General features: G+C 66.3%; 17 protein-coding genes. 6 read left to right on the forward strand and 11 right to left on the reverse strand.

Features of this window, described 5'->3' with window-relative positions; all coding sequences use genetic code 11:
• The first annotated feature begins 11 nt into the window (after positions 1–11).
• From KPL74_16020 to KPL74_16030, 3 genes are all read left to right on the forward strand, one after another.
• Complete coding sequence (locus KPL74_16020; protein ID QWT19244.1) at positions 12–1,862, forward strand: M1 family metallopeptidase; 1,851 nt, start codon at positions 12–14, stop codon at positions 1,860–1,862.
• A gap of 1 nt (position 1,863) precedes the next feature.
• Positions 1,864–2,868 carry an alpha/beta fold hydrolase gene (locus KPL74_16025; GenBank protein QWT19245.1) on the forward strand — a complete coding sequence of 335 codons (1,005 nt, stop codon included), beginning with the start codon at positions 1,864–1,866 and terminating at the stop codon, positions 2,866–2,868.
• A gap of 150 nt (positions 2,869–3,018) precedes the next feature.
• Entirely contained in the window at positions 3,019–6,135 is a 3,117-nt protein-coding gene (locus KPL74_16030; protein QWT19246.1) for a hypothetical protein, read from the forward strand.
• Here KPL74_16030 and KPL74_16035 read toward each other — a convergent pair.
• The 4 genes from KPL74_16035 to ttcA all read right to left on the reverse strand — a co-directional run bounded on the left by KPL74_16035 (position 6,132) and on the right by ttcA (position 10,048).
• On the reverse strand, positions 6,132–6,899 hold the full coding sequence (locus KPL74_16035; protein QWT19247.1) for a M48 family metallopeptidase: 768 nt from the start codon (positions 6,897–6,899) through the stop codon (positions 6,132–6,134). The two genes, KPL74_16030 and KPL74_16035, sit on opposite strands and share 4 nt — an antisense overlap.
• 69 nt (positions 6,900–6,968) lie before the next feature.
• Positions 6,969–7,877 (reverse strand): recombination-associated protein RdgC, encoded by a 909-nt coding sequence (locus KPL74_16040; protein QWT19248.1) that lies wholly within the window; start codon positions 7,875–7,877, stop codon positions 6,969–6,971.
• 76 nt (positions 7,878–7,953) lie between these two features.
• Positions 7,954–9,141: an aspartate/tyrosine/aromatic aminotransferase gene (locus KPL74_16045; protein ID QWT19249.1), complete on the reverse strand. Its 1,188-nt coding sequence runs from the start codon at positions 9,139–9,141 to the stop codon at positions 7,954–7,956.
• Positions 9,142–9,175: 34 nt separating this feature from the next.
• Positions 9,176–10,048: a tRNA 2-thiocytidine(32) synthetase TtcA gene (ttcA, locus tag KPL74_16050; GenBank protein ID QWT19250.1), complete on the reverse strand. Its 873-nt coding sequence runs from the start codon at positions 10,046–10,048 to the stop codon at positions 9,176–9,178.
• A 102-nt stretch (positions 10,049–10,150) separates the two neighbouring features.
• Here ttcA and KPL74_16055 point away from each other — a divergent pair, with 102 nt between their 5' ends.
• Positions 10,151–10,357, forward strand: a complete 207-nt coding sequence (locus KPL74_16055; protein QWT19251.1) for a DUF465 domain-containing protein — start codon at positions 10,151–10,153, stop codon at positions 10,355–10,357.
• A gap of 13 nt (positions 10,358–10,370) precedes the next feature.
• Entirely contained in the window at positions 10,371–10,955 is a 585-nt protein-coding gene (locus KPL74_16060; GenBank protein QWT19252.1) for a GNAT family N-acetyltransferase, read from the forward strand.
• Here KPL74_16060 and KPL74_16065 read toward each other — a convergent pair.
• The 5 genes from KPL74_16065 to KPL74_16085 all read right to left on the reverse strand — a co-directional run bounded on the left by KPL74_16065 (position 10,945) and on the right by KPL74_16085 (position 15,622).
• Positions 10,945–11,949: an HlyD family secretion protein gene (locus KPL74_16065; GenBank protein QWT19253.1), complete on the reverse strand. Its 1,005-nt coding sequence runs from the start codon at positions 11,947–11,949 to the stop codon at positions 10,945–10,947. The genes KPL74_16060 and KPL74_16065 overlap by 11 nt on opposite strands.
• Positions 11,950–11,960: 11 nt before the next feature.
• Entirely contained in the window at positions 11,961–12,158 is a 198-nt protein-coding gene (locus KPL74_16070; protein ID QWT19254.1) for a DUF1656 domain-containing protein, read from the reverse strand.
• Positions 12,148–14,274, reverse strand: a complete 2,127-nt coding sequence (locus tag KPL74_16075) for an FUSC family protein (protein ID QWT19255.1) — start codon at positions 14,272–14,274, stop codon at positions 12,148–12,150. Before KPL74_16075 ends, KPL74_16070 begins: the two co-directional genes overlap by 11 nt.
• Before the next feature lie 11 nt (positions 14,275–14,285).
• Positions 14,286–14,777, reverse strand: a complete 492-nt coding sequence (locus tag KPL74_16080) for a MarR family transcriptional regulator (protein QWT19256.1) — start codon at positions 14,775–14,777, stop codon at positions 14,286–14,288.
• Between the two features lie 104 nt (positions 14,778–14,881).
• Positions 14,882–15,622: an SDR family oxidoreductase gene (locus KPL74_16085; GenBank protein QWT19257.1), complete on the reverse strand. Its 741-nt coding sequence runs from the start codon at positions 15,620–15,622 to the stop codon at positions 14,882–14,884.
• A 112-nt stretch (positions 15,623–15,734) separates the two neighbouring features.
• Between KPL74_16085 and KPL74_16090 the strand changes: the two genes are divergently transcribed.
• Positions 15,735–16,652: a LysR family transcriptional regulator gene (locus tag KPL74_16090; GenBank protein ID QWT19258.1), complete on the forward strand. Its 918-nt coding sequence runs from the start codon at positions 15,735–15,737 to the stop codon at positions 16,650–16,652.
• A gap of 1 nt (position 16,653) precedes the next feature.
• Here KPL74_16090 and KPL74_16095 read toward each other — a convergent pair whose 3' ends face one another.
• Together KPL74_16095 and KPL74_16100 are read right to left on the reverse strand one after the other, a co-directional pair.
• Positions 16,654–17,070: a DUF4156 domain-containing protein gene (locus KPL74_16095; GenBank protein ID QWT19259.1), complete on the reverse strand. Its 417-nt coding sequence runs from the start codon at positions 17,068–17,070 to the stop codon at positions 16,654–16,656.
• 91 nt (positions 17,071–17,161) lie between these two features.
• The gene (locus KPL74_16100; protein ID QWT19260.1) at positions 17,162–20,062 is read right to left on the reverse strand and encodes an insulinase family protein; all 2,901 of its coding nucleotides are present in this window, start codon (positions 20,060–20,062) and stop codon (positions 17,162–17,164) included.
• Positions 20,063–20,085 lie beyond the last annotated feature (23 nt).

Raw genomic sequence — 20,085 nt, forward strand, 5'->3', positions numbered from 1 at the left:
GGAAACGCTCCATGCGCCTGCTCAGCTTCGCGGCCCTCACGGTGGCCTTCCCTGTCGTGGCCTTTGCCGCCGACCCGCATTCCTACGCCCAGCCCGACGTGGTCAAGGTCACCCACCTCGATCTCGACCTGAAGGTGGATTTCGCCAAGCGCGAACTGGCGGGCAACGCCCTGCTCAAGCTCGACTGGAAAGCCGGCAAGGCCGGCGACCTGGTGCTCGATACGCGCGACCTGAAGATCGCCAGCGTCGACGCCGTCGATGCGTCGGGCAAGGCCTCGCCGCTGAAGTTCAACCTGGCCGCGCGCGACAAGGAACTGGGTTCGAAGCTCACCATCAAGGCCCCGGCCCACCCGGGCAGCGTGCGCATCACCTACACGACGGTGCCCGAAGCCTCCGGCCTGCAGTGGCTCACCCCGGAACAGACCGCGGACAAGAAGCAGCCCTTCATGTTCTCGCAGTCCGAGTCGATCCACGCGCGCTCGTGGGTGCCGTTGCAGGATTCGCCCGCCATCCGCTTCACCTACGATGCGCACGTCACCGCGCCGAAGGACGTACGCGTGGTGATGAGCGCGATCAACGACGCGAAGCATCCGCTGGATGGCGATTTCAGGTTCGACCAGCCGCACCCCATCCCGTCGTACCTGCTCGCGATCGCCGCGGGCGACATCGCCGTGAAGGAAACCGGTCCGCGCAGCGCCGTGTACGCCGAACCCAGCGTGGTCGGCAAGGCCGCGCATGAGTTCGAAGACACCGAGAAGCTGATCGCCACCACCGAGAAGCTCTACGGCCCGTACGCCTGGGGTCGTTACGACATCCTCGTGCTACCGCCGTCGTTCCCGTTCGGTGGGATGGAAAACCCGAACATGACGTTCGCGACGCCGACCGTGCTGGTCGGCGACAAGAGCCTGGTCTCGCTCGTCTCCCATGAGCTGGCCCATTCGTGGTCGGGCAACCTCGTCACCAGCGCCGCATGGCGCGACATCTGGCTGAACGAAGGTTTCACTACCTACGTCCAGGGCCGCATCACCGAGGCCGTGTACGGAAAGTCGCAGGCCGACGAAGAGGCCCTGCTCTCCGCCCGCGAGCTGGAGAAGACGATCGGCGAGATGCCGGCCAACACGCAGAAGCTGACGCCGGATCCGCGCGGCGTCGGTGCCGATGACTCGCTGTCGTCGGTCGCCTACGACAAGGGTTCGTGGTTCCTGCGCACGCTGGAACAGCGTTTCGGTCGCGATACGTTCGATGCCTACCTGAAGGGTTACTTCGCCCACTTCGCATTCCAGAGCATCGACACCGACACGATGTTCGCTTACCTCAAGGCCAACCTGCTCGATAAGTACCCGGGCAAGATGAGCGAAGCGGAAGCGCGCGCGTGGATCTGGCAGCCAGGCATCCCGAAGGATGCGCCGCTGCCCACGTCCGCACGTTTCGACAGCATCGACCAGCAGCGCACGGATTTCCTTGCCGGCAAGCTCGATGCCGCAACGCTGGATGCGAAGGGCTGGAACACGCAGGAGTGGATGTACTTCCTGGACCGCATGCCGGACGTGCCGCCGCTCGACAAGATGAAGGCGCTCGATGCCGCGTGGCACCTCACGGGCACGCCCAATGCCGAGATCGGCATGCGCTGGTATGCGCACGCGATCGCCGCCGGCGACAAGGACGTGTGGACCGCGGCCGCCGAGCACATGACCCGCATCGGCCGGCTCTATCTCACCACGCCGGTGTACAAGGCCTTCGCACGCACGCCGGAAGGCCTCGCGTTCGCGAAGAAGACCTACGCCACGGCGAAGGCCGGTTATCACCCGATGACCCAGCAGGCTGTCGAAGGCATCCTGGCCGGCAAGTCGAAGAAGAAGTGACATGGCTGCCAAGACCCCTGCTCCCGTGAAGCCGTCCGACAGCCGCCCGCTCTGGCAGCGGCTGCTGCTTCGCCGGCTGAAATTCCTGATCGTCGTCGTCCTCGTCCTGGGTGGCAGCGCAGGCATCGTCTACCTGTTCGCGCCGCAGCTGCTGGTCAAGGCCGACGCGGCACGCATGGCGATGCAGGCACACGTCGACAAGCGAACGGTCGTCGTGGGCGACACCACCTGGTCGTATTACGAAGGCGGCCAGGGGCCGACGATCGTGTTGCTGCACGGCTTCGACGCGAACAAGGAAACCTGGCTGGAGATGGCCAAGGGCCTGACCGACCACTTCCACGTCGTGATCCCGGACCTGCCGGGCTGGGGTGAGTCGTCACGCAACGACACGGCCGACTACGGCATCCCCGCGCAGGCTAATCGCCTGGAGGACTTTGCGAAGGCAGCAGGCCTGCAGCACTTCCTGCTGGTCGGCCATTCGATGGGCGGTGCCATCGCCGGCGTCTATGCCGGCGATCACCCCGAGCGCGTCGCTGCGCTCGCACTGGTGGACTCGCTGGGCCTGACGTTCAAGGACAACGACTTCACCCGCGATGTCAAGGCGGGCAAGAACCCGTTCGTCGTCAGCGATCGCGCCAGCCTCGAAGCCTTGATGGCACGCATCTTCGTCACCCCGCCGCGCTTGCCCGGCCGGGTCGAGGACGCACTGGTCAATCGCCACGAGAAGGATCGTGCGTTCATCGAGCGGACCTTCGCCGAGCTGAAGCAGCCCGAACAGGCGTTCGCACTCGATCCGGTGATCGGCAAGCTATCGATGCCGGTGCTTGGCCTGTGGTGCCACGGTGACAAGATCATCGATGTGTCGGCCCTGGACACGCTGCGTGCGGGCCTGAAGAGCAGCCCGTCGATCGGTGCGACCGTGCTGAACGGTTGCAACCACATGCCGATGCTCGAGAAGCCGGACGAAACCGCGCGGATCATCACGGGCTTCGCGCTGGCGCACTGAATGCGGTGCACCGCTCCCGCCGCTGGCGATGAAGGAAATCGCCTACAGCGGGAGCGGTAGTTTCCCGTCACGACTCGGCCTGCCGACCGACAGACGGCGCGGGTGACCATCGATACGGTAGGCGATCCTCTACAGCAGCAAGGATCGCCGATGGATTTCACCCCCGATACATCCACGTCCAGCGTGGCCCTGTCCGACGAACAGCGTGCGGCCGATGCGATGGCACGCGTCATCGCGCTGGAACGATGGCTCTTCGATCAGAACGAGGCCATGCCCGACGTGCCCGGCACGTTCTCCTCAGATTCGCCAGGGCAGATCATCGCGGGCGTGGATGCGTTCTGGGATGATCCCGCCGCAGGTCGGCGAGGTGAGCTGAGCCGCCGCCTGTCATCCGCCATGACGGACCTGGCCGAGTTACAGGTCATCGATGGCACGCTCGACGGTGCGTCCGCACGACTTGCCCGGCGGGTCACGACCCTGGGTGCGCTCGCCGCGCCGGCGGAGCTGCGGGAAGTGCTGATCAACGGCACGGTGTATGGCGGCGCACTTCTCATCGTGGATCCTGCCGCGCCCTCCCTCGTCGTGTCGTTCCTTCCCACCCGCGGCTGGGACGGCCATACGAGCCTCGACGACGCCCACGCGGCAATCGAGCGCGAAGCACGCCGCCAGTTCGCCGCGTCGCCCGCGGCGCGTCTCCTCGGCCGCATCGACCAGACCGCCACATCGCGCACCATCGCGGGCGTCCCGTTCGTAGCACTGGTGGAACGGTTCATCGCGATGCAACGCGATCAACTGATCGATGCCGGCATCGCCTTCTCGCTTGCCCCGTCCCATCCGGCCGCCACGCAGCTCCTTGCGGACGACCTGCACGATATCCTGGATCTTGACAACCTCATCGATATCGATGCCATCCTCAGGGTCCGCGAAGGCCGATTGCAGAAGCAAGCCAGCGATGAGCGGCTGGCGTCCGTCTCCGCATCGCTCGCCAATGCATGGCGGCGCACGCGAGCCGAGTGGCATGGCGCCACCGTCGTCGCTGCCCAGCGGCTGGCCGAAGCGGATGCGCAGGCCGTTCCCGAACTTGTCCCCTACACCCTGCAGGCACTCGGCAAGGCCTTGGGTGCGATCGGCGTGGTCGAGGAACCCGAATCCATCACGCTTACCCTCGACCGTACCAACAATCCCATCGCGTGGACCGAGTCGCTGGGCTCCGCCACCGCCGGGCCGCCCCAGGTGCATACGACCCTTCTCGAAGCGGCACTGCGCAACGTGCCGCTGCTCGACGGCGGCCGGCTGAGCGCTTCAGGTTCCGACGGCACTTCCATCCCCGCGCTGGACGATTCGACGATCCGCGGGATGCTTACCGCACTGGATGTCCCTACGCGCTACACGGCGTTGCTCACGCAATCTATGCGTGATGGCCGCCAAGCGCCGCTGCGCCGACAGGCTGCCGCCATGGTGCAGGCGGCCCACATGCGCCATGCGTTGCTGGAGTCCCGCGTGGCTTCGGGGCTTACCGAGATCGCCGCCCGCTGGGTCGATGTCGTACTGGATGAAGCAACAGGCGTGGCGCCACGACGGGGCCATCGCGGCGATATCGTAGCGCGCGAGGTCACCTACCTTGGCGTGGCCGTGCGCGATGTCGTCGCATTCGCCCCACGCTCGTCACGCCGCGCCCGAGGTGAGCCATGGTCCGTTTTCCACACACCCGATGCACCCGACAACGTGTCATATCGCGCCTTTTCCAGTCAGGAAGAGGCGGAACGGCTCTTCCTTCGTGCGCCGGCGTTCCGTGAGTACCTCCTCGACAGACTGCCCGCCGAGTTCGCCGAGCCGATCGGCGACCATGGCACGCGGCAGTTCAAGGCAAACCGCGGTGCGCACTTCATTTTCAATTCGGGATATCCGCAGGGGCAGACCGTCACCGACGGGCCATTCGTCTTGCGGGACATCACCGGCCCGCTGTTCGATGTGCTGTTCGATACGGGGCTCGCGCAATCGCTTCGCGATGTAGCAACGCTGACGCGTAACGCCGTCGATGCGAGCATCTCGTTGCGTATCGACTTGTGGCGAAGCAGCCCTGTTCAGACGCTTCCCGCGGCCATCGTCGGTAGCGCAGCCACGGCCCCGTTCCGGATCCTTCCACCGGCGGTTCGCGCCTATGACGCGGCGCGGATCGGTGACTACGCACAGGCGCTGGTCGACCTGACAGAAAGTTACGTGGCCGCACTGGGGGCTCACCCGGCCGGTGTATCGGTGCGCAAGGGCGCCGTGCATCTTGTCCGCTACCGCGCGGGTAATGGAAAACTTGTAGAGCGGATACTTGATCGACCCCATCGGCGTTTCGGCGCCACCGCGGTGGCGGAGGCCGGCAAATCAAGAGGCGCAGCAGACAGGCATGGCCTCTATCGCATCGACGGCGAGCAGTTCGCGGTGATTGATGGTGCTTTTTATCGTGCTCACTACGACACGCGCAGCCAGGTTACCCGTATCAACACACGTCCCCTTGAGGGCAAGGCCGCAGGCAGGGCCATCCGGTTGGTTGACGGCTTCTGGCGGGCCGCACGTCCCTCGTCGCGACACCTCGCCGGCAGTAGCTCGGCCCATGCAAGTGCATCGGGCGTCTATTCGGACTTTGCACGACGCATGGAAGAGGCGTTTCCAGAGGTGGCCCAGCGTGAGCGCGTGTGCCGTGCGATGTACCTGGATCGCTGGCGTATTCCAGGGCGCCGCCTGATTTCCACGGCGGAGCGCGAGCGTTTCCAAACCACCCTTGCTCAGTTCGAGGCATCGATTCGCACACCGCTTGGCGTGACGGAGCCCCTTTCGCACCGCCTCAAGAAAGTTCCGAACCCGGAGATTCCCGAACGCCTTTACTTCTATCAGCCGCTTCCCATCGGCCAGAGTGAGTTCCTGCGAACCTCATCCGACGATGGCACGGCGTGGGGCGCGCTCGATGTGTTCGAACAGGCAGACAGTGTTTTTGGCGTGCGCCTTACGTCGGTGGAACCCACCCGACCGGTGCATGCGATCGCCGCGGGTATCGGCATCACGCCGGTCGACCGTTCATCGCTTTTCGCCGTGGAACTTCGTCCTCGGGACATCATGGCGGCAAGCGCCTCGCGCAACGCACCGCTCGAACTGCTTTCCGTCGCAGGAAGCCAGGGCACGAAATATATCCTGCGCACAGCCCGGCGGCGCCCGATCATCCTCGAGCCCCGGCAGTTCGAACTCATCGATTTCCTGCCGGCGGCGCGCCGTGACTAGTCGGCCACGTCAGCGATCAGCCGGTCCAGCTGCGCTTTCAACGCGCTGCCATGCGAACGCAACCACGTGCGCTGTTCCTTGTGTTCCGGGAGGATGCCCTCCACCCAGTTCCAGAATCGCGGCGAATGGTTGCGCACTTTCAGGTGGCACAGCTCGTGCACCAACACGTAGCGCAATGCTGCGGGCGGCGCGAGTGCGAGCGCGAGATCGAGATTGATGCGATCTCGCGTATCCAGGCTGCCCCACAGGCTCTTCAACGGGCGGATGCGCAATGCGGTAGGCGCCGCATTGATCTGCGGGATGTAACCCGGCAGCCAACGCGACACGTCGCGGCGGATCTGCGCCTCGAAGAACGTCGCCAGCAAACCGCGTGCGACAAGCAACGCGCGGTGGTGCGGGCCCGGGATGACGAGGGTGATGCTGCCCTCGTCGTGCTGCACGCGGGGATAGGGCCCTTCCGCCCAGTACAGGGTGGTTTCCTCGCCACGGAAGGGAAACGTGGTGGGCACGCCGACGCGCAACGCGGGCAGCGGCTCGGCATCGAGGTGGAACTCGTCGAGCTTCTGTTCCAGCCAATCGGCGTGATGGCGCAGGAACGCGGTCATCTGCGCGACGTGCGTACCGTTGGGATACGTGAGGCGCGCGCCCTTCGGCGTCACCGTCAGGCGCAGGCGACGCGCACGGGGATGAGCCGACTTGAGCACGCGGATGGTGCCCCCGGTCGGGGTCGACAGTTCCAGCCAGTCGCCTTCTTCTGATGCCATGTCGCGAGTCTCTTATCGATCCCGACGAACATCCCATCCCGCGGTATCACGTGATGCGACCGGCCCGGATCATTCCGGGCGAGGAAGCTTGAACCATTCTTCGAGCTTGCCCAGCAGGCGCTCGTATTCCAGGGCCATCAGGGTGAACGTGGCATCCATCTCGGCAGCCGCACTTTCGTGGCTGTCAGCCTGTTCATCCAGGACGACGTCCGTGAACTTGATTTTACGCAGGATGAGGTCTTCGCCTAGTACGAAAGAAATGCGGTCGTCGAAGACCAAACCAAGCTGGAAGACCTGCTTTCCGGTGCGCAGGTGCTCACGAATCTCATCGGTGTCGAGATCTTGGCGGCGGCAACGGGCGATGGCGCCCGACGCGGTAGCCGGATCGCGCAGCTCGCACTCGTCGCCCAGCGCCAGGCCGCCGGGAAGTTCGCCCGTGGCGACCCAGTGGGTCATGAGGATCCGCGGCGACTCTTCCGGCGCGAGCGGCACCGCCGGGAAGCTGCCCAGCGCCTCACGGACCTGGCTCAGCGTGTTCTCAGCCGATTTGCGACTGGACGTATCGAGGATGAACCAGCCGTTCTTCTTGTCGGCGTAGGCGCGCATCTTCGAGCTGCGCACGAAGGCGCGCGGCACCAGCTCGTTGAGCACGTCGTCCTTGATCTTCTTGCGCTCGCGCCCGCCGACCTTGCGGCCCTCTTCCTCGGCGATCTTCTGCACGCGATTGGCCACTTCGTCGTTGATCACGGAGGACGGCAGGAGCTTATCTTCGCTACCGACGGTGACCATCGCGTTGCGGGCCACCACGTGGGTCAGCGCTTCTTCGTTACGCCCCAGCGGCGAGACAAAGCCGCGCGCCGACAGCTCCATCGGCCCAACCGGGCGCAGGCGGTGTTCGGGAAGCACGTCGTCCAGGCGATCCAGGTCGGTCGCGACGGTGTCGGAGAAGCGGAACAGCGTCAGGTTACGAAAGAACATGTATCGATGATTCTCTTGCGAAGGGATAGCCATGGCGGGCGCGATGCGCCCACCGGCGAAAGGATCGTGGCGTGGCTCAGACGACCCGGGCGATGGCGTCGGCCACCCGGTCGATGTTCGCGTCGTTGAGCGCGGCGACGCAGATGCGGCCGGTGCCCACGGCGTAGATGCCGAACTCCTCGCGCAGGCGATCGACCTGTGCGCTGCCCAGGCCCGAGTACGAGAACATGCCGCGCTGGCGTTCGATGAAGCCGAAGTCGCCGGCCTTCGCCAGGCGCTCCACCAGGCCACGGCGCATCGCGCGGATGCGCTCGCGCATCTCGCCCAGCTCGGCCTCCCACGTGGCGCGCAGGTCGGCGTGGTTCAGCACCGCCGACACCACGGCCGCGCCGTGCGTGGGCGGATTGGAGTAGTTGGTGCGGATGACGCGCTTGAGCTGCGACTGCACGCGCACGGCTTCGTCGTGCGAGCCGGTGACGATCGACAGTGCGCCGACGCGTTCGCCGTAAAGCGAGAACGACTTCGAGAACGAACTGGCGATGAAGAACGGCAGGCCGGCGTCGGCGAACAGGCGCACGGCCACCGCATCCGCTTCGATGCCGTCACCGAAGCCCTGGTAGGCGATGTCGAGGAACGGCACGAGGCCATGCGCGCGCACGGCGTCGATCACGCGCGCCCAGTCGGCGTCGGTGAGATCCACGCCCGTGGGGTTGTGGCAGCACGCATGCAGCACGACCACGGCGCCCTTGGGCAGCTTCGCCAGGCCGCCGAGCATGCCCTCGACGTCCACGCCATGCGAGGCCGCGTCGTAGTACGGATATTCCACGACGTTGAAGCCCGCGCCTTCGAACAGCGCCCGGTGGTTTTCCCAGCTCGGGTTGCTGATGGCGACCGGCACGTCCGGATTGAGGCGCTTGAGGAAGTCGGCACCGACCTTCAGCGCACCGGTGCCGCCCAGTGCCTGCGCGGTGACGACGCGGCGCTCGGCCAGCAGCGGCGACCCTTCGCCGAACAGCAGCTTCTGCACCGCGCTGTCGTACAGCGCGATGCCGTCGATCGGCAGGTAACCACGCGGCAGCTGCGCTTCGACGCGCACCTTCTCGGCTTCGCGAACCGCGCGCAGCAGGGGCACGTGGCCCTTCGCGTCGTAATACACGCCGACGCCGAGGTTGACCTTGTCGGTACGGGTATCGGCACCGAACGCTTCGTTCAGGCCGAGGATCGGATCGCGCGGGGCGAGTTCGACAGCAGAAAACAGGGACATGGTCGGAAGGCCTTGAAGCGGTGAAGGGAAAGTTTTAATCGTTGTCGTCGGCGGTGTCGCTACCGCCAAGCCAGGCATGCGTGTCGGCGCGCGCCGCGCCTTCGCGAGCGCCAAGGCCCGCGAAGTCGACCAGGCTGCGATCCATCAGCTGGGTCGGCGCGATGTTGCCAAGCGCACGGAACATCGTTTCGCTGCGGCCTGGATGGGACTTTTCCCAGTCCTCCAGCATGCGCTTGACCACCTTGCGCTGCATGTTCTCCTGCGAGCCGCACAGGTTGCAGGGGATGATCGGGAACGCCCGTGCGTCGGCATACGCGGCGATGTCGTCTTCGCGGCAATAGGCCAGCGGACGAATAACGACGTGCTTGCCGTCGTCGGACTGCAGCTTCGGCGGCATCGCCTTCAGGCTGCCCTGGTAGAACATGTTCAGGAAGAACGTGCCGAGGATGTCGTCGCGGTGATGACCCAGCGCGATCTTCGTCACCCCGTTGTTCGCGGCCCACTGGTATAGCGCGCCGCGACGCATCCGCGAGCACAGACTGCACATCGTCTTGCCCTGCGGGATGACCCGGGTGACGACGCTGTAGGTGTCCTGCTCGATGATGTGGAACGGGACGCTGCGCTCGGTGAGGTATTCCGGAAGGATGTGCGCGGGGAAATCCGGCTGCTTCTGGTCGAGGTTCACCGCGATCAGCTCGAAGCGAACCGGCGCCTTCGCCTGCAGCGACAACAGCACGTCCAGCATCGTGTACGAGTCCTTGCCCCCGGACAGGCAGACCATCACCTTGTCGCCGTCTTCGATCATGCCGAAATCCGCGATGGCCTGGCCCACCTGGCGGCGCAGGCGCTTGGCCAGCTTGCCGGCTTCGTAGGTGTGCTTACGGGTGGCGTCGGGATGGGCGGACATGCGGCGAGGGACTTCGGAGGGGGCGAGCTGCCTATTGTAGCTGCTGCGGCGCGACACGCCGGGGGGTAAACTTGCGGCTTCCCCCAGCCGCCGGCCGCCGCCATGCAGGTTCAGGATCCGACCCAGCTGTCCCAACGCCTCGCGGAGCTCAAGGTGGAGCACCGCGACCTCGATGACGCCATCGAGCACCTGGCCAAGGCCATCAGCCGGGACGAACTCCAGCTCACCCGCCTGAAGAAGCGTAAGTTGCTGCTGAAGGACACGATTTCCCGGATCGAAAGCCGCCTGATCCCCGACCTGGACGCCTGAAGGAGCCCGACCGATGGCCGATCGCCTCGAAAATGCCTGGGTCACCCTGGAACCCATGGCCCTGGACCACGTTCCCGAACTGGAGCAGGCCGCGGCCGATGGCAACCTCTGGGACCTTTGGTTCACCACCGTCCCGGCACCCGGCCAGATGACCGCCTACGTCGAGAAGGCCCTGCGCGGCCAGGTCGAGGGCCGCATGACGCCTTACGTGGTTCGCGAGAACGGCACGGGCGCGATCGCCGGCACCACCCGCTACTACGACATCACGCCCGACCCCTACCGCGTCGCCATTGGTTACACCTGGTACGCGAAGCGCTGGCAGCGCAGTCACCTGAATTCGGCGTGCAAGCACCTGCTGCTGGATAACGCGTTCGAAAACCTGGGCGTGGTCGCCGTGGAGTTCCACACGGATGCCTACAACCAGGATTCGCAGAAGGCCATCGAGCGGCTGGGCGCGAAACGCGAAGGCGTGCTCCGCGCCCACAAGCGCCGCGAGGACGGTTCCCTGCGCGACACCGTCTGCTACAGCATCCTCGCCACCGAATGGCCCGACGTGGACAAGTGGCTCCAGCTACGGCTGAAGCGGCTTACTGCCTGACGGAAGGCCGCACCACCAGCGTCGCCGTCATGCCCGCCGCGAGCACCACGCCCTGCGGCAGGTGATCGGCGTCGATGCGCACGCGCACCGGCACGCGCTGGGCAAGGCGCACCCAGTTGAAGGTCGGGTTCACGTCGGCGAGCAGGTCGCTGCCGGTCGGGTTGTCCGCGTCGGTGATGCCGCGGGCGATGCTCTCCACGTGGCCGTGCAACTGCGCGCCGCCCGCCATCAGGCGGATATCCACCGGGTCGCCGACGCGCAGGCCGGGGAGCTTGGTCTCTTCGAAGTAGCCGTACACCCAGTACGAGTGGCTGTCGATCAGCGCCAGCCGCGCGCTGCCTGCGCTGGCGTAGTCGCCTACGCGCACGTCGAGGTTGGTGACGAAGCCATCGACCGGGGCACGCACCTCGGTGCGATCGAGGTTTAGCTGCGCTGCGGCCACTTCCACTTCGGCCTGCGCGACCGCGGCGAGGGTCTGCTCCTGCGCCGCGGAGGCCTGCTTCGTGCTGGCCTGCGCCGCCTGCCAGCCCGCCTTGGCCGCATTGGCCGCCGCCAGGGCATTCGCCTTGTCCTCGGCCGAGATCACGTTGTTGATCAACTTCTGCCGGCGTTCGGACTGCGCTTCGTACATCTCGAAGTTCGAACGGCTCTGCTGGGCACTGGCCGAGGCGGCATTGATGTTCGCGCCCGACGCCCGCGCGGCAGCCTGCGCCGCATGCAGGTTGGCCTGGGCCTGGTTCACCGCGTTGACGTAACGCGCCTTGTCGACGACGAAGAGCAGGTCGCCCTTCTTCACCGTCTGGTTGTCGATGACACGCACGTCCGTGACGATGCCGGCGACGTCGGGCGCGATGCGTACGATCTCCGCGCGCACGCGGCCGTCGCGGGTCCAGGGCGAATACATGTAGTGCTTCCACAACGCATGGCCGACGAACGCCGCGACCACGACGATGGCGGCGGTGATGGCGAAGCGGATCACGGTGGTGAGTTTCATGGCAGGGTCACTCAGATAAGGAACAACGCAAACGCGCCGAAGACACAGACGAACACGCCGAGGCGGAACAGCGGCGGGTGCCAGACCAGGCGATAGAGGCCGAAACGGCCGGCCAGCCAGTCGAGCAGCCAGAGCGCCGCCAGCGCCAGGACGAAGAGGACGAGCAGCCCGGGAACCAGGGCGTCGCCGAGTGCGATCTCACGGGGCATGGACGATCTCCTTGGCCAGGGGGGCGGAGGGCATGTACGCGGCGAGGACGGACTCGCCATCCAGCAGCGCCATGCGGACGAGGTGGAGGTGTTCGAGCAGGTGCGCGTACCCGTCGTGTTCGCCGACGCCAGCGATCGCCGTCGCGACGGCATCGCGCGCCAGCAGGTAACCCGCCGGGTCGGGCTTCTCGTAGAAACGGGCCAGCGTGTGCAGCGCGGCATCGAGGTACGGACGCAGCGTGGACGGCACCTCGCGGCGCGCCACGTCGTGACGCAGTTCGATCAGCGCACGGCCGGTTTCGTGGACGGCCAGCGCCCACGCGATCAACGCGCGTGAATCCGCGCTGCCCGGCTGGGTCTGCGCCACCACCTGGCTGACCAGGTCGTGGTTGACGCTCTCGAAGCGGTGCCGCAGGCCGGGCAACGGTGCCTCGGCCGCAAGGGCGACCTGGCCGCGCAGGCGTGCCAGCTGGCGCCGGCGCAGCCAGGCGCTGCCGATCGCCGGCGGGATGACCACGAACGACACCGCGGCGGCACCGAGCCCGACCACCTGCGCGATCGCATCGTTGATGAAGTGCGCGGGGTCGTACACCTGCACGTTCTTCAGCGACAGGATGTAGGCCAGGCCCATCGACCAGCCCAGCCCGAACGAGCCGAGCGTCCGGCTCATCATCATCACCAGCCCGACCGCGAGGAACGGCGCGATCCCGGCGATGAGCAGCGCATACCCGTCCATCTGGGTGAGCACGAAGAACTCACAGACGAACCCGGCGACCATGCCGGCGAGGTAACCCAGCATCACGATCCATGTCACCCGGGTCGGATTCGGCGCCGTCGCGAACAGGCCGGCGAAGATCGTCGCCAGCAGCATCGCGCTGGAGCCCATCGGCCACGCGCTATAGATCCAGAACAAGCCAAGCACGAGCATCGTCAGTGTGGTGCGGAACGTGGCGAGGCCGGCGCCGAGCCAGTCGTTGCCACGGTCGAAGCGCACGCGCTCGGCCGTACCGCCGATGACCCGCGGCGCCTGCAGGGATGCGGCGGCATCGACATAGGCATGCAACTCGTCGACGAAGCGCATCAACAGGGCGGCACCAGTGTCGAAGTCGCGGAGGTCCTGCGGATCGGCCAGGGTGGCGCGCAGCGTGCCAAGGTTGTTGCGCATGGCATCGCGTGCTGCCGAGAGGCGCGGCAACAGGGTACGCGCGCCGCTACCGGCTTCGATCGGCACGTGCAGCGCCTCGCCGATCGGCGCGTACAGGCGAACCAGCGTGCTCGCCGCCAGCTCGCGCTTTGCGCGATTCAGCCGGTTCACCAGGTGGTGTAGCGACTGGAAGCTGGTGGAGGCGGCCATGAAGCGCTGGTTGAACAGGCGCAGGTGGTTGCTGCGCGCACGCGCCTCGGCATCCTCGAAGATCACCGAGCTGCGCAGGTCTTCCAGCGTCACGGCGTCGCGGACGAAGCGCAGGTGTGCGGTTTCCATCGCCTCGCGCGGGATCGAACCCTGGGTCGCGCCACGGACGAAGTCGATGAAGTGCGCGAACTGCTCGCGCGCCGAGCGCCGCAGCACGTCGCGCATGCGGCTGGGAAAAACGACGTCGTTGACCACGCCGCTGACCAGGAGGCCGAGCAGCACTTCCGAAAGGCGTGCGACGGCGGAATCGAACACGCCGGGCGGGTTGTCGATCACCGGGATGGCGACGATGGCGGCGGTGTAGCCACCCAGCACGAAGGCGTACGACTTGAAGTTGCGATACAGCGTGGCACCGCCAGCGCAGATGCCGATCCACAACGACAGCGCCAGCAGGAACAGGTCGCGCTCCTGCGGGAACGCCGCGACGATGCCGATTGCCATCGTGGCGCCACCGACCGTGCCGATGGCGCGGTAGAAGCTTTTCGCAAGCACCATGCCCGACTGTCGGTTGGCCACGATGATCGTGGTGAGCATCGCGGTCGACGGTGCCGGCAGGTCGAAGCGCATCGCCAGCCAGCCGGCGAGGAAGAACGCGACCAGCGTCTTCACGACGAACAGCCAGATGGCCGCTTCCTCGCGCAGGGTCTCGACCACGACGTGGCGTGTGTCGGGAGTGGCAACGGTGGCGTTGACGGCAGGCATGGTGGTCTCGCTCAGCCTTCGAACCCGGCCAGCATCTTCTTCAGCAGAGCCTCGAGGAGAGCCTGCTCCGTCGGATTGAGGTTACTTGTCTGCCGGTGCAGAAGCGTGACGATATCCGGCAGGAAACTCTCGATCAGGGCGAGGCCCGCCGGCGTCAGGGTCAGCTCGATCTTCCGACGGTCGTCCTCGCTCGCGGCGCGGGCGATGTAGCCCATGTCGCAGAGGCGGGTGGACAGGCGCGTGACATTGGCCAGCTTCTCGCCCGCCGCGTCGGCGAGCTGGGTCGGGTTGAGGGCGTTGTCCGGGGCGCCGTACAACATCATCAGGATGTTGTATTCGGGATGGTTCAGCCCGTAGGGCTTCATCACCGCATTGGCTTCGTCGTGCACCTCTTTGTAGAGGTGCTTGACCAGGCGCACCAGCACCGCCGGCTCGCGAGGGAACGCCGGGTACTTCTGGATCGTGACGTCCAGGCGGGCTTCGGTGGGGGCGAAATCACTCATGGGGCAGGGCCAGTAGCTGGTTACCCCATAAGTATATAGTTCAGTTGTGTATATTCAATAGACGGATATTATCTTTTCACAAGATTAGCGGGACAGGGGCTGCCTCAGACGATGCCGCCGTTGGCGCGCAACACCTGGCCGTTGATCCACGCACCGTCCGGACCGGCCAGGAAGGCCACGGCCGCGGCGATATCCTCCGGGGTGCCGAGGCGTTCGAGCGGGGCCAGCTTTGCGAGCTTGTCGACCAACTCGTCGGACTTGCCGTTGAGGAACAGGTCGGTGGCGGTCGGGCCGGGGGCGATGGCGTTCACCGTGATGTTGCGGCCGCGCAGCTCGCGCGCCAGCACCATCGTCGTGGCCTCGATGGCGGCCTTGGTCGCGGCGTAAGGTGCGTAGCCCGGTTGCAGGAGGCCGACTACGCTGGAGGAGAAATTGACGATGCTGCCGCCGTCGCGCAGGCGCTTCGCCGCCTCACGCATGGTGTTGTAGCTGCCCTTCACGTTCACCGCGAACAGGCGGTCGAAGTCTTCGTCGGTAAGGTCCGCAACGTTGGCCAGCGCCATGACGCCCGCGTTGTTCACCAGCACGTCGACGCCGCCGTAGACCTCGACAGCCTGGTCGAACAGGCGCCGGGCCTCCGCGGGCTTCGACACGTCGGCCTGCGCCGAGATGGCCTTGCCGCCCGCCGCGACGATGGCGTTGACCACCTCTTCGGCCGCCCTGGCGCTTCCCGCATAGTTGATCACCACGGTGAAGCCATCCTTCGCCAGGCGCTTTGCCACGGCGGCGCCGATACCCCGCGAGGCACCCGTGACGATCGCAACCTTGCTGATGTGCTTGTTCATCTCGTTTCTCCGGAACCGGCAGGATGGCCGGACAGGGACAGGATGGACGTTCTTGGCGTGCGGATAATCCCGCTAGAATGGCCTTCACTATTCGTCCCAGTGGAACAACACGATGTCTATGGACCGTTTCGACACGATGCGGCTCTTCGTGCGGATCGTGGAGCGCCGCAGCTTCACGGCCGCCGCGGCCGACCTCGACCTGCCACGCTCCACGGTGACCCAGGCGATCAAGCGGCTCGAAACCCGGCTTGGCGTACGCCTGCTCCAGCGCACCACGCGCTCGGTCACGCCGACGCTCGATGGCGAGGCCTACCACCGGCGGTGTGTCGCCATCCTCGCGGACATCGAAGATGCGGAAGCCGCGTTCACCGATGCGCGACCGACCGGCCTGCTGCGCGTGGACATGCATGGCATCCTGGCGCGCACCTTTGTGTTGCCCGCCCTGCCCGACTTCCTCGCCCGCTACCCGGGGCTGCGGGTGCACATCGGCGAAGGGGATCGCTGGGTGGACCTGGTGCGCGAAGGGGTCGACTGCGTGCTGCGAGCAGGTGACCTGTCGGACAGCAGCATGGCCGGGCGGCGGATCGCGATGCTGCGCGAGGTGACCCTGGCCAGCCCCGCTTACCTGGAGCGCCACGGCGTGCCGCGCACGCCCGACGACCTCGACGGCCACCAGGCCATCGGGTTCTTTTCCACCGCAACCGGCGGCACGCTGCCGCTGGAGTTCATCGAAGACGGGAAGGTTCGCACGGTGGCACTGCCGTCGGTCGTCACCGTCACCGGTGCGGACACGAACAAGGCGCTCGCGCTGATGGGCCTGGGGCTGATCCAGGTGCCGTACTACAACGTGGTGGCCGACCTGGCCGAGGGACGGCTGGTCGAAGTATTGCCCGGCTATCCGCCGACGGAGACCCCGGTGTCGTTGCTGTATCCGCACAACCGGCAGCTCTCGCCGCGGGTGCGCGTCTTCATCGACTGGGTGGCGAGCACCTTCGCCGCGCATGCGGGCGAAGGCGTGCGCATGCTTTGAATCAGTTCTTCAACGGCACGGTTTCGAAGCCACCCTGCGGCGCGCTGTTGGACGGCGGCGGAGGCGGCGGGTTGTTGCCCTGCGGGCCGACGACGCGACCGCCACAGGTGTAGGCACCCCAGTCCTGCGAACCGTCGCGCGGCTCGCCCAGCGGCTTGACCGTATCCGCGCCCAGCTTGGCCGCTTCGTTGCGTGCGAGTACTTCGAGTTCGTCGCGCACCTTCAGGTCGCTGCGGTCGACCGGGCCGACCCGGCTGGTGACCGAGACGCTGACCTTGCCCTGGTCCTTGCAGCTGCCGACATCGCCGTTCCAGGCGGTGCGCACGTTGCGCGCCCGGTCGTCGAGCTTGATGCCCCAGTCACAGGCGGAGAGCGCGAGCGTGGCGAGGGGGATGAGGAGGAACAGGGCTTTACGCATGGATGGCTCCGGAGATGACGCGTTCGGTGGCAATGCTAGCCCGACAAAGGCGAAGGCGCGATGAGAATCCTCACCGCGCCTTCGCGATCAGTCACTTTGCAGCCGGTTTCGCCACGGTGTGTGCGGCCTTTGCGGGCGACTTCACCGGCGACTTCGCCGGGTTGCCATCCGCATCCACCACCTCGACCACGCCCAGGTTGAGGGCACGCACCGGCGCTTCGATCTTGCGCAGGTCGCCCACGATCACCCAGGTGATCGCATCGGGCTTCATCACCTGCGAGATCGCGGCTTCGGCACCCTTCTGGTTGACCGCTTCGATGCGCGGCTTGAGCGTCTGCACGTAGTCGTCCGGGCGGTTGTAGATGACGATGCCGTTCATCGCACCGAGCACCGCGCCGGTGGTCTCGAAGCTGCCCGGGAGGGCACGCACGCGCTGCGCACGGATCTTCTCGACTTCTTCGTCGGTCAACGGCTTCGCGCCGATGACGTCGCGCGACTCCTTGAGGATCTCCGCAGCGGACTCGGCCGTCTTGTCGGTCTGCACCGACGCGTACATGAGCACGGGACGCTGGCCCTGGGCATCGGTGAGGATGCTGTGCGCACCGTAGGCCCAACGCTTGTCCTCGCGCAGGTTCATGTTGAGGCGCGAGGTGAAGCTGCCGCCGAAGGCACCGTTGGCGATGCCGAGGTCGATCGCGTCCTTTGCCTTGGTCGACGGCGCCAGCAGGCCGGCAAGGACCAGCGACTGCGGAGCATCCGGACGGTCGATCAGGAACACGCGCGGCTTCGGCTGGGCGGCAACCTCACCGATGTTCTTCTTCGGGATGGCGGACGACGGTGCCGTCCAGTCGCCGAAGACGGCATCCAGCTGGGGCAGGATCTGCGCCAGCGTGGTGTCGCCAGCGACCAGGATCCGGACGTTGTCCGGGCGCAGGTAGTCGTGCTGGAACGTTGAGAGGTCCGCCGCGGTGAGCGAGGCGATGCCTTCTTCCGAACCGCTGCCGGTGAACGGAATGCCGTAGGCGTGGTGCTTGCCATACAGCAGCGGCGGCATGGAGCGCAGCGCCAGGCCGTCGGAGTCGGTCTTCTCCTGCGCGATGCCGGCGATCCACTGCCCACGGATGCGCTCGATGTCTTCCGACTTGAAGGCGGGATTCCGCGCGATGTCGGCGAACAGTTCTAGCGACGGACGAAGCTCGCTGTTCAGGGCGTTGAGGCCGACGCTGCAGGTATCCAGCGAGCAGCTCGAACCGATGATCGCGCCCAGCCGTTCCTTGCGTTCGGCCACGGCCACCGAGTCCAGCGACTTCGTGCTTTCGTCGAGCAGCTGTGCGGTGAACGCCGCGGTGCCGAGCTTGCGGCCCTGGTCGGCGGCGTAGCCCGCATCGAACAGCAGTTGCACCTGGGTGACCGGCACGGTGTGGCGCTCGGCCAGCACCACTTCGATGCCGTTCTTGAGCTTGCCGCGCTGCAGGTTCGGGAACGACAGGTTCGGGAACGTCGACACGGTGGGTACGCCACCGCTGCGATCGATGCCCGCCTTGGCCACCGTATAGGTCTTCGCCGCCGGCATGACGGCCGTCGGACGGCCCGGTGCATCCGACAGGCTGCTGACGGCCTTGTCTTCGGCGGCGGGATCGAAGCCCTTCGGCGCCGGCAGCACGGTCAGCGTGTAGCTGCCCTTGCCGAGCCAGTTCTTCGAGGCACCGAGGACCGACGCGACCGTCGCGGCCTGCGCACGCGAAAGGTCTTTCTTGTAGGCCTCCGGATCGTTCCGGTAGACCTGGCCTTCGGCGAGGATGACCGCCTTGCCACCGAAGCCACCGACCTTCTCCAGCCCGCGCACGAAGCCGGCACGGTTGACCACCTTGGCACGGGCCAGTTCGTCGTCGGTCGGCCCCTTGGCGAGGAATTCGTTCCACACGTCGGCCACGGCGGCCTCGACCTTCGCGGGGTCGACGCCCTTCTTCACGTCCACCGACAGCTGCACCTGGCTGGACAAGGCGAACGGCGAGATGCCGACGCTGACGTCATCGGCCAGGTTGTCCTTGTAGACGAGGCGCTGGTAGAGGCGGGACGTCTTGCCGCCACCAAGCACCGTGGTGGCGAGGTCGAGGTTGATCGCGTCGTCGGTGCCCAGCTGCGGGGCGATCCACGTGCGCACGATGCGGGTCTGCGCGACCTGGTCGTGCTGGATGCCCCGGGTGGATTTCTCCAGCGGCGTGATCCACGCCTGCTGGCGCGGCACCGGCGGGCCGGCAGGGATGTCGCCGAAGTACTTCTCGGCCTTTTCCTTCGCCTGCGCCTCGGTGATGTCACCGGCCAGCACCAGCGTGGTGTTGGCGGCGCCGTAGTAATCGTGGAACCACTGCTTCACGTCGCCGAGCGAGGCAGCGTCGAGGTCGACCATCGAGCCGACCGTTTCGTGGTGATAGGGGTGGTTGGCGGGATAGGTGTTGAGCAGCACGTTCTCGTCCACGCGGCCATAGGGGCGATTCTCGCCCTGGCGCTTTTCGTTCTGGACGACACCGCGCTGGGTATCCAGCTCCTTCTGGCCGATGGCACCGAGGAGATGGCCCATGCGATCGGATTCCATCCACAGGGCCATGTCGACCGCGGTGGTCGGCACGGTCTCGAAGTAGTTGGTGCGATCGAACCAGGTCGTGCCGTTCAGATCCGTGGCGCCAGCCACTTCGAACGGTTTGAAATACGTGCCCTGGTGGTTCTCGGAGCCCGAGAACATCAGGTGCTCGAACAGATGGGCGAAGCCGGTCTTGCCCTTCGGCTCGTCGGCCGAACCGACGTGGTACCAGATGCTGACCGCGACCACGGGGGCCTTGTGGTCTTCGTGCACGACCACGGTCAGGCCATTCGGCAGCTGGAAGCGCTTGTAAGGGATGTCGGGGATGCCGTCGGCGGAGGGAGTAGCCGCTGAGGCGGCACCGGCGACGGACATCAGCCCTGCGGCCAGCAGGGCGAGGCGTTTCTTCATGCACGGCTCCTGGGGCCCTCATG

It is taken from the genome of Bacillus sp. NP157 (assembly GCA_018889975.1).
In the GTDB taxonomy this organism is placed as follows: domain Bacteria; phylum Pseudomonadota; class Gammaproteobacteria; order Xanthomonadales; family Rhodanobacteraceae; genus Luteibacter.

Bases quoted from the DNA above. Each gene is read 5' to 3' on its own strand.
- KPL74_16020 (QWT19244.1), top strand. From the start codon at position 12: ATGCGCCTGCTCAGCTTCGCGGCCCTCACGGTGGCCTTCCCTGTCGTG.
- KPL74_16025 (QWT19245.1), top strand. From the start codon at position 1,864: ATGGCTGCCAAGACCCCTGCTCCCGTGAAGCCGTCCGACAGCCGCCCG.
- KPL74_16030 (QWT19246.1), top strand. From the start codon at position 3,019: ATGGATTTCACCCCCGATACATCCACGTCCAGCGTGGCCCTGTCCGAC.
- KPL74_16035 (QWT19247.1), bottom strand. From the start codon at position 6,899: ATGGCATCAGAAGAAGGCGACTGGCTGGAACTGTCGACCCCGACCGGG.
- KPL74_16040 (QWT19248.1), bottom strand. From the start codon at position 7,877: ATGTTCTTTCGTAACCTGACGCTGTTCCGCTTCTCCGACACCGTCGCG.
- KPL74_16045 (QWT19249.1), bottom strand. From the start codon at position 9,141: ATGTCCCTGTTTTCTGCTGTCGAACTCGCCCCGCGCGATCCGATCCTC.
- ttcA (QWT19250.1), bottom strand. From the start codon at position 10,048: ATGTCCGCCCATCCCGACGCCACCCGTAAGCACACCTACGAAGCCGGC.
- KPL74_16055 (QWT19251.1), top strand. From the start codon at position 10,151: ATGCAGGTTCAGGATCCGACCCAGCTGTCCCAACGCCTCGCGGAGCTC.
- KPL74_16060 (QWT19252.1), top strand. From the start codon at position 10,371: ATGGCCGATCGCCTCGAAAATGCCTGGGTCACCCTGGAACCCATGGCC.
- KPL74_16065 (QWT19253.1), bottom strand. From the start codon at position 11,949: ATGAAACTCACCACCGTGATCCGCTTCGCCATCACCGCCGCCATCGTC.
- KPL74_16070 (QWT19254.1), bottom strand. From the start codon at position 12,158: ATGCCCCGTGAGATCGCACTCGGCGACGCCCTGGTTCCCGGGCTGCTC.
- KPL74_16075 (QWT19255.1), bottom strand. From the start codon at position 14,274: ATGCCTGCCGTCAACGCCACCGTTGCCACTCCCGACACACGCCACGTC.
- KPL74_16080 (QWT19256.1), bottom strand. From the start codon at position 14,777: ATGAGTGATTTCGCCCCCACCGAAGCCCGCCTGGACGTCACGATCCAG.
- KPL74_16085 (QWT19257.1), bottom strand. From the start codon at position 15,622: ATGAACAAGCACATCAGCAAGGTTGCGATCGTCACGGGTGCCTCGCGG.
- KPL74_16090 (QWT19258.1), top strand. From the start codon at position 15,735: ATGTCTATGGACCGTTTCGACACGATGCGGCTCTTCGTGCGGATCGTG.
- KPL74_16095 (QWT19259.1), bottom strand. From the start codon at position 17,070: ATGCGTAAAGCCCTGTTCCTCCTCATCCCCCTCGCCACGCTCGCGCTC.
- KPL74_16100 (QWT19260.1), bottom strand. From the start codon at position 20,062: ATGAAGAAACGCCTCGCCCTGCTGGCCGCAGGGCTGATGTCCGTCGCC.